A 14,778-nucleotide genomic window follows, 5' to 3' on the forward strand; every position below is an offset into this window, starting at 1 on the left:
CACTCTTGACTGGGACGGCCGGCCGGAGAGCCGGCTGCGGGACAGATGCTCAATTCAATCAAAGGTTGAATCGATCACATCCTTTGTCAAGAAATTCGAAAGAGGTCAGGGCGGGCTCCCGGAGGTGTCAGATCTCAGGGGCAGCAGGCAGCCGGCTGCAGCGTGGCGCATGGCGCGGGTCAGCGGCCTGAGAAGCCCGGCGGCCTGCCGCGTGTATTGCCAGTAGAGCGGCACATCGAGAGCCTGACCGGGGATCAGTTCACAAAGCCGCCCCGCGCGGAGGTGATCGCGCACCAGCACCTCCGGGTTCATGCCCCAGCCCAGCCCCGCCAGCGCCCCGTCGATAAACCCCTGGGACGAGGCAAGGCGATGGGTGCGGTAGGCCAGCGCCTGCCCGGTGACCTGCTCAACCCAATCCGACTGCAGGCGATCTTTTTCAGAAAACGTAATCCCCGGGGCGCGGGACAGCGTTTGCACCGTCACCCCCGCGCCGAACCACCGCGACACGAAAGCCGGACTGGCGGTGGCCACGTAGCGCAAAGCGCCCAGCGCCTCGGTCTCGCAGCCCTGCAGGGGCCCGGGATGCGAGGTCACGGCCCCCGCCACATCCCCGCGCTTCAGCCAGTCCTGAGAAAAGCTCTGATCGTCGATCTCAAGATCAAACAGAACCCCCTCAACCTCTGCCAGCGCGGGGATCACCCAGGTGGCCAGGCTGTCGGCATTGACCGCCAGACGCAGCGTGACCGGCCCCTGGCCCTCCAGATCCAGATCCCGCGCCAGACCCGCCTCCAGAAGCGACAGTTCTTCAAAATGCCGGATCAGCCGCAGCCCGGTGGCGGTGGCCTGCGCGGGGCTGCCACGACGGATCAGCAGACAGCCGATCCGCTCCTCCAGCGCCTTCAGCCGCAGTGAGACCGCAGGCGGCGTAACCCCCAGCTGTGCCGCCGCCGCCTCAAAACTGCCACGGCGGTGAATGGCGGCAAGGGCTGCAAGCTGGCCGGGATCGATCATAAGCAAACCTTATCTGGCGAAAGGATCTTTAATTTGCCTTATCCTGCACCTTCCGTCAGGAGAAAGGCAACGAAAGGATTTCCCATGCTTCAGGCCCTTCTGGCGGGTTTCGCCACCAGCTTCGGATTGATCGCCGCCATCGGCGCGCAAAATGCCTTCGTGCTGCGCCAGGGGCTGCGGCGCGAACATGTCGGGCCTGTGGTCGCCATCTGTGCCCTCTCGGATGCGGTGCTGATTGCGGCCGGGGTCGGCGGCTTTGGCGCTTTGGTGCGCGCGACACCCTGGCTTGGGCCGCTGATGATGTGGATGGGGGCGGCGTTTCTGTTTTATTACGGCGCCTTGCGCTTTCGGGCCGCGCTGCGCGGCGGGGCGGCCCTGATGCCCGCAGAGGGGCAGTCGGTGCCGCTTGGCCGGACCATTCTGACCTGCCTGCTCTTCACCTGGGCGAACCCGCATGTTTACCTCGATACCGTGGTGCTGCTGGGGGGCATCTCCGCGCAATATGAACCGCATCAATGGGCCTTTGGCCTGGCCGGGGCTGCGGCCTCGCTGACCTTCTTTTCCCTGCTCGGCTTTGGCGCAAGGCTGATGGCACCGCTTTTTGCAAAGCCGAAAGCCTGGGTGGTGCTGGAGACGCTGGTGGGCTGCACCATGTGGCTGATCGCAGGCTCGCTGCTGCTGCGCGGGCTGTGAGGCCAAAGAGGCAGCGGGCGGGGAATTGACCGCCCCGCCGCTTCGGGGCAAAAGGCCTTATGCTGATATATAAGATCTTCCGCCGCCCTGAATATGAGGCTTTCGCCAGCGCCGGACGCACCTCCGGCGCGCCGGTTGATCTGGCCGATGGCTATATTCATTTCTCCACCGCCGCCCAGGCCCGCGAAACGGCTGCAAAGCACTTCCGCGGTGAGGATGATCTGATCCTGCTCGCGCTTGAGGCCGATACCTTAGGCGAGGCGCTGAAATGGGAGCCTTCGCGCGGCGGCGCGCTCTTTCCCCATCTCTACCGCGATCTGACCAGCGAAGATGTTCTCTGGCAGGCGCCTTTGCCGCTCTCGGATGAGGGGCATGTCTTCCCGGAAGGTGTATTGTGAAGCAAATGATCGAAACCCTCGGGCTGAAGGCGCTGCATAAGCTCGACCCCGAGCAGGCCCATCACCTCTCGATCCGTGCCCTGAAAACCGGTCTGGTGCCGATGTCGGGGCTGATCACCTCGGCGCGGCTGAAGACCACGCTGGCGGGGCTTGAGCTGCCCAACCCCGTGGGTCTGGCGGCCGGTTACGACAAAAACGCCGAAGTCGTGGGCCCGCTGAGCCGCGCAGGCTTTGGCTTTGTCGAAGTGGGAGCGGCCACCCCGCGCGCGCAGCCCGGCAATCCGAAACCGCGTCTCTTCCGGCTGACAGAAGACCGCGCGGTCATCAACCGCTTTGGCTTCAACAATGAAGGCGCTGATGTGATCGCCGCGCGTCTGCGGGCGCGCACGCTGGGGGCTGTTCCGGTTGGCCTGAACCTTGGCGCCAACAAAGACAGCGCCGATCGTGCGGGCGATTTCGCCCAGGTGCTGCGGATCTGCGGGCCGTTCATTGATTTTGCCACCGTGAACGTCTCTTCTCCCAATACCGAAAAGCTGCGCGATCTTCAGGGCGCAGCCGCGCTCTCGGCGCTCCTTGCCGGTGTGATGGAGGCCCGCGCAGGCCTCAGCCGCCGCATTCCGGTTTTCCTGAAAATCGCCCCCGATCTCAACAGCGATGAGATCGCCGAGATCGGCGAAGTGGCTCTGGCCTCGGGGCTGGATGCGGTGATCACCACCAATACCACTCTCTCGCGCGAGGGCCTGAGCTCTGCGCACAAAGGCGAGACAGGCGGTCTGTCGGGCGCGCCGCTCTTTGAGAAATCGACCCGCGTGCTGGCGCAGCTTTCCAAAGCCACAGAGGGGAAAATCCCGCTGATCGGCGTGGGCGGCATCGCAACCCCCGAGCAGGCGATCGCGAAGCTTCAGGCCGGCGCCAGCGCGGTGCAGGTCTATTCAGCGCTGGTCTACCAGGGGCTGTCGCTGGTGCCGCGCATCGTTCAGGGCATTGAGAGCCACCTTCAGGCCACGGGCCTTGCCAATGTCCAGGCCCTGACCGGCACGGGCCGCGATCAGTGGCTCTGACGCTCTGGCATAACCCGCGCTGCTCCACCTCGCGCCGCGCGGTGGAGGTTTTGCAGGCGGCAGGGGCGGAGTTTGACATCCGCCTCTACCTCCAGGACGCGCCCTCGCGGGCCGAGCTGACCGCGCTTGGCCTGCCCGCAGCGCAGCTTCTGCGCCGCAAAGACGCGCCGGAGGCTGCCACCTTCAGCGCAGATCAGATCTTCGATCTGCTGGCCGCCGATCCGCGCCTGATTGAGCGCCCGATCCTGATCGCCCCCGCAGGCGCTGCCGTCGGCCGCCCGCCGGAAGCCCTGCTGGCGCTGCTGTAAACACCTCTCCCGGATCTCTCCGCTGCAGCCGCCTGCCCGCCGAGGCCACCTTCAGAGCCCCTGCAGGGCCATGGCCGTCCCACCACCGCGCTGCTGCCCGCAACACCTGGCCACGCAAAAGGCCGCAGCTTTCGCCACGGCCTGAGGGTCACCCCGAAACGGGTGGGGCGCGGGGAGGGTGGTAAACCCTCCCCGCACTTCGCTGTCTTATGCGTTGAAGAGGAAGTGCAGAACGTCGCCGTCCTTCACCTCATAGGTCTTGCCTTCCAGACGGAATTTGCCGTTCTCACGCGCGCCCGCCTCGCCGTTTCCGGCGATGTAATCGTCATAGGCGATCGTTTCGGCGCGGATGAATCCGCGCTCAAAATCGCCGTGGATCACGCCTGCGGCGCCCGGTGCAAGGGTGCCTTTGGTGATCGTCCAGGCGCGGGCCTCTTTCGGGCCGACGGTGAAATAGGTCTGAAGGCCCAGAAGCGCATAGCCCGCACGGATCAGGCGGTCCAGACCGGCTTCTTCCAGCCCCATCTCGCCCAGGAATTCCGCCGCATCTTCCGCCGGCATCTGCGCGAGTTCTTCCTCAATACGCGCCGAGATCACCACGGTGCCTGCGCCCTGCTTTGCGGCCATTTCGGCCACGCGCGCGGACTGGCTGTTGCCGGTTGCGGCTTTCTCTTCCTCGACGTTGCACACAAAAAGAACCGGCTTGGCGGTCAGAAGCTGCAGCATATCCCAGGCCTTGCGGTCCTCGTCAGAGACCTCAACGGTGCGGGCGGGCCGGCCGTCTTCCAGCGCCTTCTGAGCAGCGGCGAGCAGACGGTCCTGATCGGCGGCCTCTTTGTCCCCGCCGCGCAGCTTGCGCACGAGGTTGGCACGGCGGCGCTCAATGCTGTCGAGATCAGCCAGCATCAGCTCGGTCTCGATGGTCTCAGCATCGGCCACCGGATCAATGCGGCCTTCGACATGGGTGATGTCGCCGTCTTCAAAGCAGCGCAGCACATGGGCGATCGCATCGCATTCACGAATATTGGCCAGGAACTGGTTGCCCAGGCCCTCACCACGCGAGGCACCGCGCACGAGGCCTGCGATATCCACAAAGGTCATGCGTGCCGGCAGGATCTGCTTTGAGCCCGCAATCGCTGCCAGTTTATCAAGGCGCGAATCCGGCACCGAGACTTCCCCCACGTTCGGCTCAATCGTGCAGAAGGGGAAGTTCGCAGCCTGAGCCGCAGCCGTGCGCGTCAGCGCGTTGAAAAGTGTGGATTTGCCAACATTCGGCAGACCCACGATGCCCATTTTAAAACCCATGGTTCCCTCCGGAGGCTGGTGTCGGTGCTGCTTCTAGGGCCTGACCCCATTGGGATCAAGCGGCCAGACCCTGCGCGTCGCTGCGACAGCTGCGACAGGGGTGCCCTGCAGTCGCGGGGCAGCCTGACATTTTGACGCGCCGCTTGCCTTTTCCGCCCCGCTGCCCCATCACCGGAACGGAATTACCGGAGGCCTGACCCGTGACCCGTATTGATCAGACATTCGCCCGCCTGCGTGCCGAAGGGCGCAAGGCTTTTGTCACCTATATCATGGGCGGCGATCCGACCTTTGAGACCTCGCTTGAGGTGATGAAGGGCCTTCCCGCAGCGGGGGTCGATATTATCGAACTCGGCATGTGCTTCACCGATCCCATGGCGGACGGGCCGACGATTCAGGCTGCGGGCCAGCGCGCGCTCGATCACGGCATGAACACTGACCGTGTTTTTGAAATGGTCCGCGCCTTCCGGACTGCTGATGACAGCACGCCGATCGTTCTGATGGGCTATTACAATCCCGTCTATGCCCGCGGCGTCGACCGCTTCCTTGCTGAGGCCAAAGAGGCCGGGATCGACGGCCTGATCATCGTCGACCTGCCGCCCGAGGAAGACAGCGAGCTTTGCCTGCCCGCGCAGGCTGCGGGGCTGAACTTCATCCGCCTTGCCACGCCCACCACCGATGCTGCGCGCCTGCCGCAGGTGCTGCAAAACACCTCCGGCTTTGTCTATTACGTCTCGATCAACGGGATCACCGGCTCGGCAGCGCCGACGGCGGACAGCGTTGGCCCGGAAGTGGCGCGCATCAAAGCGGCCACCGATCTGCCGGTCGTCGTGGGCTTTGGGATCTCCACCCCTGAGGCGGCAGAGGTCATGGCGGGCGTCGGTGACGGCTGCGTGGTCGGCTCTGCCATCGTGAAGCTGATCGGCGAGGGCCGCCCCGCGGCCGAAGTTCTTGCCCGTGTCGCAGAGCTTGCCGAAGGGGCACACCGCGGCTGAAGCCGTGATTGCAATCCTGCTCAGCCCCGTCCGGTCGCCCGGGCGGGGCTTTCTCGTCTTCAGCCTTTCTTAACGCCCGGATGTGACACTGAGCGACAAAGAGACAGGAGACTGACGTGCGAAGGATAGCTGCTCCCGGTATCGTGGGAGAAACCGTCACAGAAGCCGGTGAGCTGATCATCGTGCGCTGGACCTGGACCGGCGGCGCAAGGTCCGAGGCGGTCACCCTGCCCTTCCCCCGCCTTGTCGCGATCCAGAGCGGCGCCTTTACCCTGCCCCCCCCTGAAGGGGAGCGCCACCTTTGCGCCAGCGACAGTGTCAGCATCCCGAAAGGCGCGCCGCATCAACTCTACTGCCACAGCGCCGGTGTGACCCTGGATGAGGTGGTCGCTCTGCCCCCGCCGCTCTCTGCCCCGCTGCCGGACATGCCGCGCAAACCCCGCCGCCGCCGCAGGGCGGAGCATCGGCGCTCCTCCTCCTGAAGCGGCGCAATACCCGGCCTTTTGGACGGGTTCAGCCCGTCTTTCTCAGGCATTCACGCAGATCAGTGGTGTAGTGTCACCCCCGCCGGCCAGCCCCCCGCTCTGCGGTCCTTCTGTCCAGGCAGGAAAACTCCCGCGCCGCGCCCGTCTTACCCAAGGCAGGACTGCGAATGTGAAAGCCCCCCGCATGGGGTCCCTCGCTGTCATGCGACACAGAAGGCCACTCAGCTGCGGTGGCGGCGGGGTTGTCGGGGTCCCCGTCCAGTTGTCACGGGGCACGACTTTGCGGCCCCTGCGCGGGTCCGGCGCCCCGGCGGCAGTTCTTCCATGGTGATGCAGTTTCACACCGGGCAAACGTTGAGCAAAGATTGCAGGCCACGCATACGGCGTCATTCACCTCCAAGACCCGACCCGGCTTCATCGCAATCGCCTGATGTCTGGTGTCTTCACAGGCGACATAACAGCGGCCGCATTTGATGCAGTCCTCCTGGCTGATCCGCGCCCTGGTCACGTAGGTCAGGCTCAGCTGCTGCCATTCGACAAACTTCGGAACCGCGCGACCCACCAGATCCGACAGCGACATTTCCCTTTCATCAAGGTATTGCGACAGGCCCGAGATCATATTCTGCATCACCTTGAAGCCATAGGTCATGGCCGCGGTGCAGACCTGCACATTGCCCGCACCGATGCCGGAAACTCTGCCGCATCGCGCCAGGTGGTGACCCCGCCGATGCCCGGGATCCGCAGATCGCAGGGGTCTTCCTGGCGGGCAATCTCACCCACCATATTCAGCGCCATGGGCTTCACCGCCGGGCCGCAGAGGCCGCAAAGGCCGCCATAGCTGCCCTTGCTGTCGATCATCGGGGGAGAAGTTATCGAGATCGACATTGGCAATCGATTTCACGGTGTTAATCAGGCTGACCGCATCGGCCCCGCCGCGATGGGCCGCTCAACGTTATATTTCTTATCCGTCGGCGGCGCCGGGGCCAGCCAGAAGGGATTGGGGGATTTGATCCCGATGAAATTCGGTGGATGTATGGCGCCCGCTCAGCGGCCTGTCAGCTGTTCCCAGATCCACCAGGCCGCATTGCCGCCGAGCTCTCCTGATTTCGGCACGAAAAAGGCCCAGGCGATGCAGCCGATGATATTGACCACCAGAAAGAGCGGCAGCTTCATCCGCGCGATCCCGGCCATCAGGAAGACCACCGCGCGCAGCGGGCCGAAGAAATGCCCGATCAGCACGGTGATGATGCCGTATTTTGCGAAGACTTCTGAGGCTTTGGTGACCAGATGCGGATAGCGGTTCATTGGCCACCAGCCCATGATCGTCGGACCAAACCGCCATCCCAGCAGATAAGAGATGGTCGAGCCGAGGATCGCGCCGATGGCCCCGCCGATCCAGATCGGCGTGAAGTCGAGCGCACCGGTTGCCACCACAGCCCCGACACCGATCAGAATCGCGGTCGAAGGGATCAGAATGGAGGCAAGCGCCAAGGTCTCGGCGAAGGCGAAGAAGAAGGCAATCGGGCCGGCCCAGTCGCGGTTGTCGCGCACGAACTGGATGGCAGTCTCGACAAGGGCTTCCAAGGGCGGGTCTCCGGGTAAAACACAGGGGCCGCGCCGGAGCGCCGCCTCTGTCCTCTACAAATCCGAAAGCCCTGCCGCAAGTCATAGGGATCAGGCGCCGGTCAGTTCGGCGTGAATGGCCTCAGCGGCGTCACGCCCTTCGGCGACAGCGGTGACGTTCAGATCTTCGCCGCCTGCGACGCAATCGCCCCCTGCCCGGAGCCGCGCCATGGGACGCGGTGCCATTTTCACGTCTTCGGCCCGGATGCCCGGAAACACAGCGTCATATTGCGCCTGAAAGTCAGCAAGGGTGACGTCTTCCCCGAGAGTCTGACCGGTGCGGATCTCAATCCCGCCAATCTGCAAAAGCCGGTCGACCTCAGCCCGGGCAAAGCCATGCGTCGCTTTGTAAGCGGCGATGCCGTAATCACTCAGGCCCCCCGCCTACGCGCGGCGCTCAAAGATCACAACATCGTGGCCTCTCATCGCCAGGCGATGCGCGGGGGCGCGGGCATGGGGTGGGGCTTCTCCATCGGCACGGCGGTCGCATAGCGCTGAAGCCGCCCGATCTCGACGGCTTTGCCGTCGGCCACCTCGCGCAGGATGCCTCTTCGCACAGCGTCCCGTTGGGGCAGACCCGGGCGCAGATACCGCCGAGGATAGTATGATCCCAGATCGTTTTTGCCGCCGCTTCCGGGATTCCGGTGGCAATCTGGCGAGTAAAAAGCGGAATATCGAGCGTGGTCGGACAGGCCGTCATGCAGGGCGCATCCTGGCAGAAATAGCAGCGATCCGCCGCCAGACGCGCCTCACGCGCGTCAAACGGCGGATCGATGTCGTCGAAATTCGTCGCGATCTGATCGGCGGGCAGACGCCCCGGAACGATACCGGGGGGGGGCTGGCCGAGAGACAAGCGGGGCTCTCTCAGGCGGTCTTCTCAATGTCACTCGACAGACTCAGGCTGCAACGGGGCCTTATTTTATCAGGGGGTAAATTTTATAAAGTCCCGCTTTTCAGCCCGATCGCCCCCGGGGCAGCCGCTTCTGCCCGAAGCAAAGGCATTGCAGCGCTTTTCCTTGCGGCCCTGAGAGCGTATATAGTCCCGCAGGCCCGGTTGACGGGCAGAAGAATGAACCGGGGCGCGAGCCCCCGACTGGCTCCCCCGCGCGCAGGCGCGACGCCGGTCTGGCGCGGAACCTGATCGAGGACGGCATGAGCAAAAACAACCACGAAGCCGATGTGGCTTTCATCCAGGCACTCGCAGAGCTGCTGAACCGCAACGAGCTGACCGAGCTTTCGGTGAAGCGCGAATATGGCGAAGACGACAGCCTTGACGTGCGCGTCGTGAAGCAGTCGACCGTCGTGCAGGCCGCACCGGTGACCTATGCCGCCGCTCCGGCCGCAGCAGCCCCCGCCGCAGCAGCCGCTGCCGCTCCGGCCACTGCTGCGATCCCGGAAGATCCGGCACAGCATCCGGGCGCGGTCACCTCGCCCATGGTCGGCACCGCCTATCTGGCCGCAGAGCCGGGTGCCGCGCCCTTCGTTTCGGTCGGCGCGCAGGTCTCGGAAGGCCAGACCCTGCTGATCATCGAAGCGATGAAAACCATGAACCACATCCCGGCGCCGAAATCGGGCACCGTGAAGCGCATCGTGGTCGCAGACGGCACGCCGGTTGAATTCGGCGCACCGCTGATGATCATCGAGTGAGGTCAAAGGCATGTTCGACAAGATCCTGATCGCCAACCGGGGGGAGATCGCGCTGCGCGTGATCCGCGCCGCCCGTGAAATGGGGATCAAATCGGTCGCCGTGCATTCGACCGCAGATTCGGACGCCATGCATGTGCGCATGGCCGACGAGTCGGTCTGCATCGGCCCGCCGTCCTCAACCGACAGCTATCTGAAAAAGTCGGCCATCATCTCGGCCTGCGAGATCACCGGCGCACAGGCTGTGCACCCGGGCTATGGCTTCCTGTCGGAAAACGCCTCTTTTGCGCAGGCGCTGGAAGATCACGGCCTCGTCTTTATCGGCCCGACCGCGGATCACATCCGCATCATGGGCGATAAAATCACCGCCAAAGAGACCGCGAAAGAACTGGGTATCCCGGTTGTTCCCGGCTCGGCTGGTGGGGTTGCGGATTTTGAAACGGCGCTGAAAGTCGCGGAAGAGATCGGCTATCCGGTCATCATCAAAGCAACCGCCGGTGGTGGTGGCCGGGGCATGAAAGTGGCCCGCGACGCATCCGAGCTGGAGGTGTCCTTCCGCACCGCGCGTTCGGAAGCCAAGGCCGCTTTCGGCAACGACGAAGTCTATATCGAGAAATATCTTCAAAAGCCGCGCCACATTGAGGTGCAGGTTTTCGGCGATGGCAAAGGCAATGCGGTTCATCTTGGTGAGCGCGACTGCTCGCTGCAGCGCCGTCACCAGAAGGTCTTTGAAGAGGCCCCCGGCCCCTCGATCACCCCGAAACTCCGCTCGGAGATCGGTGAGGTCTGTGCCGCAGCGATGCGCAAGCTGAAGTATATCGGCGCGGGCACCATCGAGTTCCTTTACGAAGACGGTAAGTTCTATTTCATCGAAATGAACACCCGCCTTCAGGTGGAGCATCCGGTGACGGAAGCGATCTTCGGTGTCGACCTCGTGCGCGAACAGATCCGCGTGGCCGCAGGCCTGCCGCTGTCCTTCACCCAGGATGAGCTGGAAATCAACGGTCACGCCATTGAAGTCCGGATCAACGCTGAGCGTCTGCCGAACTTCGCGCCCTGCCCCGGCACCGTGACCCAGTATCACGCCCCCGGCGGTCTGGGTGTGCGGATGGACTCGGCGCTTTATGACGGCTACCGCATCCCGCCCTACTACGACAGCCTGATCGGCAAGCTGATCGTGCATGGCCGCGACCGTCCCGAAGCTCTGGCCCGTCTGCGCCGCGCACTGGGCGAGCTGATCGTGGACGGCGTCGACACCACGGTGCCGCTGTTTAACGCGCTGCTGGCAGAGCCGGACATTCAGAACGGCGAATACTCCATCCACTGGCTTGAAAAGTGGCTGGACAAGCAATTCGGCTAAGCCCCGAGCTGCTGCTTCGTGCCTATGCCATGGGGATCTTCCCCATGGCAGAAGGCCGCGATGATCCGGAAATTCACTGGATCGACCCGCGACGACGCGGGATTTTCCCTCTCGATCAGTTTCATATCTCCCGCTCACTGGCCCGCCGCATCCGACGGGGCGGCTATGAAGCGGTGGTCAACGAAGATTTCCGTGAGACCGTCCGCGCCTGCGCTGCGCGTGAAGAGACCTGGATCAATGAGGAGATCTTTGATCTTTACGGCCAGCTTCACGACATGGGCTTCGCCCACAGCCAGGAAATCCGCATCAATGGCGACCTGGTCGGCGGCGTTTACGGCGTGGTGCTGGGCGGGGCCTTCTTCGGCGAGAGCATGTTTTCGCGCGTGACCGACGGCTCAAAACTGGCGCTGGCGCATCTGATGGCGCGGCTGCGCGCCGGGGGATTCACGCTTTTTGACACCCAGTTTCTGACCCCGCATCTCGCCTCGCTCGGCGCGATTGAAATTCCCCGCGCAGACTACCGCAAACGGCTTGCCGCCGCTCTGGAGGGTGAGGCAGATTTCTTCCGCAGCCCGGGCGAGTGGCCTGTTCGCCGCGACGGGCCATGAGACCGCCTGATGGGCGGCCTCAAGCAGATGCTGACCCGGGGCGCACTCCGGCTGGCGCATTATGGCTTTGACCGGACGCCCGGCTGCGGGCTGAACTCCCCGGAGGGATCTCAGCAGAGGCATCCGGGGCGGAGCGGCCGCCCCGGGACTGAGCCTCAGTCGAGCTTTTTCATATAGGTCCAGGTCGGCACACGGGCGTTGCGCGCCACACTGAAGGTCTCGGCATCGCCCAGATAGTCAAAACCGGCCTGGGTCAGAACCCGGGCAGAGCCGGGGTTGTCCTGATGCACCGCCGCACAGATCGTGCGGTCATTGAGCGGATTGGCCGCGATCAGCGCCTTCACCGCCTCAGAGGCGATGCCGGTGTTCCAGAAGGCCGGCGCGACCCAATAGCCAATCTCAGACTGACCACGGATCACATGCTTGAGGCTGATCACACCGATCACTTCCGGCCAGCCTGAGCGGGTGCCGTCAATGATCCAGGCATCTTCTTCACGACCGGGTTTTGAGACGCGCTCAACCCAGGCCTCAATGGCGCCAGGCGGCAGGGGATGCGGGATAGAGGAGGTCATCCGCGCAACGCGGGCATCGCCGGCATGAAAGGCAAGAAGGCCGGCATCCGATTTGCGCACGGCGCGCAGTTCAAAGCGCTCAGCTATGATGGCGGGGACCTGATCGGCCAGATGTTCCATCTTCATCGCTTTCCTCCCTGAAAAGCGTGAGGGTGTCTTTAAGCCCCGTCCCGGCCGCCCGACCGGATCTGCGGGGCCAAATTCACGGTTTCCCCGAAAAGGGTCGGGGGACCGGCGTTTCCGCCGATCCCCCGTTTACATTCCGAATGTAAAGGTTCGGCTTATTCTGCAGCTTCTGCGGTCTGGACGACCGAAATGAAGGTGCGGCCTTTCAGGCCTTTGCGGAACTCAACGCGGCCATCGGTGGTCGCGAAGATGGTGTGGTCGCGGCCCATGCCAACGTTCTCGCCCGGGAACCATTTGGTGCCGCGCTGACGAACGATGATGTTACCGGCGACGCAGACCTGGCCACCGTAGAGTTTTACGCCAAGGCGGCGACCAGCTGAGTCGCGGCCGTTGCGGGAGGAACCGCCAGCTTTTTTATGTGCCATGGGAGGTTACTCCTTATTTCGATTCGTGTGCTGCACGACGCGCGTCGGCAGTACCGGTTGCTGCAGCAACGCCCGAAGCTTCTGCGCCCGAAGCGAGAATGTCGGTGACGCGGACCAGGGTCAGCTTCTGACGGTGGCCTTTGGTGCGCTGCGACGAGTGCTTACGACGACGCTTGACGAAGTTGATGACTTTGTCAGCTTTGATCTGGTCGATAACTTCAGCCTGAACAGCTGCACCGGCAACCAGCGGAGCGCCAACGGTCAGGGTCTCGCCGCCAACCATCAGGATCTCGTTGAACTGGATCTTGTCACCAGCCGAAGCTGCAAGCTTTTCAACGCGCAGGACGTCACCGGCCTGAACTTTGTATTGCTTGCCGCCAGTCTTGAGGACCGCAAACATGGTCTTTCCTTCCTACAGTTTCCGCGTCCTGCGGCCCCGGAGTTTCCCCCGATGTTGATGCCTTCGGACTGCGCGCCCCGGAACGGGTGGACCCCGGCGGAGCGTCAAAAAAGAACTCCGGCCCCGAGTCGCCCCGGTCCGGATGGACGCTTCTCGCAATAACGCCCCCCCTAAGTCAAGCCTTATGGCAGCCCGGAGAGGCGGTTTCGCCTTTTAAAATAAGGCTCAGATGTCGCGGCCGGTCAGCATCCCGGCCGCCGCCGTGCCAAGGTCGCGCGAGACCACCGCAAAGACCTTATCAAAGGTCGCAAAAAGCGCGCGGTTGAGAAGCTGCCCCTCAGGGGATTGGGAAAATTCAACATAGGCTGTCAGCTCAGCATCGCTCAGCGGACGGTAAGCCATGGCGAGGTAAGGCAAAAGCCAGGAGGCGGTCTCCTCACGGATCGCATCCTCCTGCGACCACAGATCCGCCATCATATCAGGATCAGGCACATCTTCGTCAAAAGCCCCTGCCGCGCGCATGCCCTGATAGAAGGCCAGATTGGCATTCATGCCGCCCGCAACGTTCTGCTCGATCAGATCATTGGTCTCGATCAGCCGCTCAATCAAAACAACGCGACCAGGAAGATCGACGCCGAAGTTGCCCCAGGCCCGCTCTGCCGCCGCTTTGACCTGATCGTCGAGATAGGCGCGACGGGCCTGCACCTCAAGATCGCTGATCCTCTGGCCTGTGGGGCTGTCGAAAAAGGCCCGCATCTTCGCCACCGCTTCCGGCTGGTCTTCAAGACGCGCTTCCAGATCGGCTTCCGCCATCTCCTGCATCACAGCCGGGGCATGGATCCGGGTGACCTCACGGGTCCAGCGCGCCCCGCCCTCTCCGGGAAAGAGATCCGCTTCAAGGCCTTCGCCAAAGCGCAGCCCCTCATCGCTCAGCACTTCAAAAAGTTCGGTGAAGCGCAGTGAGGCCGCCAGCTCGCGCACCGGACCCGCAAGCCCGGGGCCGGACATCAGCAAAACCAGCAGGACCGGCGAGAAGAGGCGCGCAAACATTCAGGGAAACTCCGACAGGGTCCGTCACTTTAGCCTGCCCTGCGCCCCGCGCGAAGGCCAGTGAAAAAAATGTGTGTTTTTCCCGACTTTTCCCCCTTGCGGCCAGGCACAGCCCTCAGTAGAAACCGCCCCAGACGACCCCCAGATGTTCACGGAGAGGTGGCGGAGTGGTCGATCGCGCCGGTCTCGAAAACCGGAGTGCCTGCAAGGGTACCGTGGGTTCGAATCCCACCCTCTCCGCCACATCCCTCTGATGTGGCATTTTTCCCCCCGGACTAAATCGACAGGCTCTCAAAGCGCGCTTTGATATGTTCTGGCCCTCCTGCGGATCTCGCATCAAGGCAGACCCGCGGTGCGCAGCCTGATGCCGGCCCTTTTCCACAAGCCTCTGACCTTAAAGTCTTTCCTGTAATCCCCCGGCTCCCTAACGCTGAGAACAGCCGCGCGAAAAACTTCGCTGCGATGCGCGTTTCCCCTCTTGCGGCCCTCTGCGGCCCCGGCTAAACACCGCCTCAGACGACCCCCAGATGTTCACGGAGAGGTGGCGGAGTGGTCGATCGCGCCGGTCTCGAAAACCGGAGTGCCTGCAAGGGTACCGTGGGTTCGAATCCCACCCTCTCCGCCACATCCCCACGGGATGCGGCACTCCGGCTCAGGCCGGATTTTTTATTTTCCATCACAGACTTGCGGGCAAAGTCCGATCTGCGGCATTCAGGT

The 14,778-nt window shown here is 63.5% G+C and carries 16 protein-coding genes, 2 tRNA genes and 2 pseudogenes; 11 read left to right on the forward strand and 9 right to left on the reverse strand.

The genetic code is table 11. The features are described 5' to 3' along the window. Nucleotides 1-105: 105 nt before the first annotated feature. Nucleotides 106-1,011 carry a LysR family transcriptional regulator ArgP gene (locus EP867_RS01445; protein ID WP_128486438.1) on the reverse strand — a complete coding sequence of 302 codons (906 nt, stop codon included), beginning with the start codon at nt 1,009-1,011 and terminating at the stop codon, nt 106-108. Nucleotides 1,012-1,095: 84 nt separating this feature from the next. On the opposite strand from EP867_RS01445, the gene EP867_RS01450 reads away from it, so the two are divergent. The 4 genes from EP867_RS01450 to EP867_RS01465 are packed head-to-tail and all read left to right on the forward strand — an operon-like array spanning nt 1,096 to nt 3,471. After that, the gene (locus tag EP867_RS01450) at nt 1,096-1,704 is read left to right on the forward strand and encodes a LysE/ArgO family amino acid transporter (protein ID WP_128486439.1); all 609 of its coding nucleotides are present in this window, start codon (nt 1,096-1,098) and stop codon (nt 1,702-1,704) included. A gap of 59 nt (nt 1,705-1,763) precedes the next feature. After that, the gene (locus tag EP867_RS01455; RefSeq protein ID WP_128486440.1) at nt 1,764-2,102 is read left to right on the forward strand and encodes a DUF952 domain-containing protein; all 339 of its coding nucleotides are present in this window, start codon (nt 1,764-1,766) and stop codon (nt 2,100-2,102) included. Between the two features lie 5 nt (nt 2,103-2,107). Then, complete coding sequence (locus EP867_RS01460) at nt 2,108-3,163, forward strand: quinone-dependent dihydroorotate dehydrogenase (RefSeq protein WP_128486575.1); 1,056 nt, start codon at nt 2,108-2,110, stop codon at nt 3,161-3,163. Then, nucleotides 3,154-3,471, forward strand: a complete 318-nt coding sequence (locus EP867_RS01465) for an ArsC/Spx/MgsR family protein (RefSeq protein ID WP_322098988.1) — start codon at nt 3,154-3,156, stop codon at nt 3,469-3,471. Before EP867_RS01460 ends, EP867_RS01465 begins: the two co-directional genes overlap by 10 nt. Nucleotides 3,472-3,678: 207 nt before the next feature. Here the strand turns inward: EP867_RS01465 and ychF are convergent, their stop codons facing one another. Next, complete coding sequence (ychF, locus tag EP867_RS01470; RefSeq protein ID WP_128486441.1) at nt 3,679-4,776, reverse strand: redox-regulated ATPase YchF; 1,098 nt, start codon at nt 4,774-4,776, stop codon at nt 3,679-3,681. A 200-nt stretch (nt 4,777-4,976) separates the two neighbouring features. Between ychF and trpA the strand changes: the two genes are divergently transcribed. Both trpA and EP867_RS01480 read left to right on the forward strand, forming a co-directional pair. Continuing rightward, nucleotides 4,977-5,768 carry a tryptophan synthase subunit alpha gene (trpA, locus tag EP867_RS01475; protein ID WP_128486442.1) on the forward strand — a complete coding sequence of 264 codons (792 nt, stop codon included), beginning with the start codon at nt 4,977-4,979 and terminating at the stop codon, nt 5,766-5,768. A 116-nt stretch (nt 5,769-5,884) separates the two neighbouring features. Further along, the gene (locus tag EP867_RS01480) at nt 5,885-6,250 is read left to right on the forward strand and encodes a hypothetical protein (protein ID WP_128486443.1); all 366 of its coding nucleotides are present in this window, start codon (nt 5,885-5,887) and stop codon (nt 6,248-6,250) included. Nucleotides 6,251-6,473: 223 nt separating this feature from the next. On the opposite strand, the pseudogene EP867_RS01485 reads toward EP867_RS01480, so the two are convergent. The 3 genes and pseudogenes from EP867_RS01485 to EP867_RS20605 all read right to left on the reverse strand — a co-directional run. Then, a pseudogene (locus tag EP867_RS01485) lies at nt 6,474-7,199 on the reverse strand (4Fe-4S dicluster-binding protein); the annotation flags it as partial. 98 nt (nt 7,200-7,297) lie between these two features. Continuing rightward, entirely contained in the window at nt 7,298-7,837 is a 540-nt protein-coding gene (locus tag EP867_RS01490) for a DedA family protein (protein ID WP_128486444.1), read from the reverse strand. 243 nt (nt 7,838-8,080) lie between these two features. Continuing rightward, nucleotides 8,081-8,729, reverse strand: a pseudogene (locus tag EP867_RS20605) (dihydropyrimidine dehydrogenase); the annotation flags it as partial. 299 nt (nt 8,730-9,028) lie between these two features. Here EP867_RS20605 and accB point away from each other — a divergent pair. Genes accB through aat form a run of 3 tightly spaced genes read left to right on the forward strand, consistent with a single transcriptional unit; the run spans nt 9,029 to nt 11,488 of the window. Then, a complete protein-coding gene (accB, locus tag EP867_RS01500; protein WP_128486445.1) occupies nt 9,029-9,523 on the forward strand; it encodes an acetyl-CoA carboxylase biotin carboxyl carrier protein in 495 nt (164 codons plus the stop codon). Nucleotides 9,524-9,533: 10 nt separating this feature from the next. Next, nucleotides 9,534-10,880 (forward strand): acetyl-CoA carboxylase biotin carboxylase subunit, encoded by a 1,347-nt coding sequence (accC, locus tag EP867_RS01505; RefSeq protein ID WP_128486446.1) that lies wholly within the window; start codon nt 9,534-9,536, stop codon nt 10,878-10,880. Next, on the forward strand, nt 10,871-11,488 hold the full coding sequence (gene aat, locus EP867_RS01510) for a leucyl/phenylalanyl-tRNA--protein transferase (RefSeq protein ID WP_128486577.1): 618 nt from the start codon (nt 10,871-10,873) through the stop codon (nt 11,486-11,488). Before accC ends, aat begins: the two co-directional genes overlap by 10 nt. A gap of 155 nt (nt 11,489-11,643) precedes the next feature. Here aat and EP867_RS01515 read toward each other — a convergent pair whose 3' ends face one another. The 4 genes from EP867_RS01515 to EP867_RS01530 all read right to left on the reverse strand — a co-directional run bounded on the left by EP867_RS01515 (nt 11,644) and on the right by EP867_RS01530 (nt 14,061). Next, nucleotides 11,644-12,186, reverse strand: coding sequence for a GNAT family N-acetyltransferase (locus EP867_RS01515; RefSeq protein WP_128486447.1), 543 nt, complete (start codon nt 12,184-12,186; stop codon nt 11,644-11,646). 155 nt (nt 12,187-12,341) lie between these two features. After that, nucleotides 12,342-12,611, reverse strand: coding sequence for a 50S ribosomal protein L27 (gene rpmA / locus EP867_RS01520; RefSeq protein ID WP_128486448.1), 270 nt, complete (start codon nt 12,609-12,611; stop codon nt 12,342-12,344). Between the two features lie 13 nt (nt 12,612-12,624). Then, on the reverse strand, nt 12,625-13,011 hold the full coding sequence (gene rplU, locus EP867_RS01525; protein ID WP_128486449.1) for a 50S ribosomal protein L21: 387 nt from the start codon (nt 13,009-13,011) through the stop codon (nt 12,625-12,627). A gap of 225 nt (nt 13,012-13,236) precedes the next feature. Next, nucleotides 13,237-14,061, reverse strand: a complete 825-nt coding sequence (locus EP867_RS01530; protein ID WP_128486450.1) for a hypothetical protein — start codon at nt 14,059-14,061, stop codon at nt 13,237-13,239. Between the two features lie 153 nt (nt 14,062-14,214). Here EP867_RS01530 and EP867_RS01535 point away from each other — a divergent pair. Next, nucleotides 14,215-14,304, forward strand: a tRNA-Ser gene (locus tag EP867_RS01535). A 292-nt stretch (nt 14,305-14,596) separates the two neighbouring features. Continuing rightward, a tRNA-Ser gene (locus EP867_RS01540) sits at nt 14,597-14,686 on the forward strand. Nucleotides 14,687-14,778: the final 92 nt, after the last annotated feature.

The organism is Falsigemmobacter intermedius (assembly GCF_004054105.1).
Taxonomy (GTDB): domain Bacteria; phylum Pseudomonadota; class Alphaproteobacteria; order Rhodobacterales; family Rhodobacteraceae; genus Wagnerdoeblera; species Wagnerdoeblera intermedia.

Coding starts and splice junctions, on each gene's coding strand:
- EP867_RS01460 (WP_128486575.1), top strand. CDS start 2,108: ATGATCGAAACCCTCGGGCTGAAGGCGCTGCATAAGCTCGACCCCGAG.
- accC (WP_128486446.1), top strand. CDS start 9,534: ATGTTCGACAAGATCCTGATCGCCAACCGGGGGGAGATCGCGCTGCGC.
- EP867_RS01445 (WP_128486438.1), bottom strand. CDS start 1,011: ATGATCGATCCCGGCCAGCTTGCAGCCCTTGCCGCCATTCACCGCCGT.
- ychF (WP_128486441.1), bottom strand. CDS start 4,776: ATGGGTTTTAAAATGGGCATCGTGGGTCTGCCGAATGTTGGCAAATCC.
- rpmA (WP_128486448.1), bottom strand. CDS start 12,611: ATGGCACATAAAAAAGCTGGCGGTTCCTCCCGCAACGGCCGCGACTCA.
- rplU (WP_128486449.1), bottom strand. CDS start 13,011: ATGTTTGCGGTCCTCAAGACTGGCGGCAAGCAATACAAAGTTCAGGCC.
- EP867_RS01455 (WP_128486440.1), top strand. CDS start 1,764: ATGCTGATATATAAGATCTTCCGCCGCCCTGAATATGAGGCTTTCGCC.
- EP867_RS01450 (WP_128486439.1), top strand. CDS start 1,096: ATGCTTCAGGCCCTTCTGGCGGGTTTCGCCACCAGCTTCGGATTGATC.
- EP867_RS01515 (WP_128486447.1), bottom strand. CDS start 12,186: ATGAAGATGGAACATCTGGCCGATCAGGTCCCCGCCATCATAGCTGAG.
- accB (WP_128486445.1), top strand. CDS start 9,029: ATGAGCAAAAACAACCACGAAGCCGATGTGGCTTTCATCCAGGCACTC.
- EP867_RS01530 (WP_128486450.1), bottom strand. CDS start 14,061: ATGTTTGCGCGCCTCTTCTCGCCGGTCCTGCTGGTTTTGCTGATGTCC.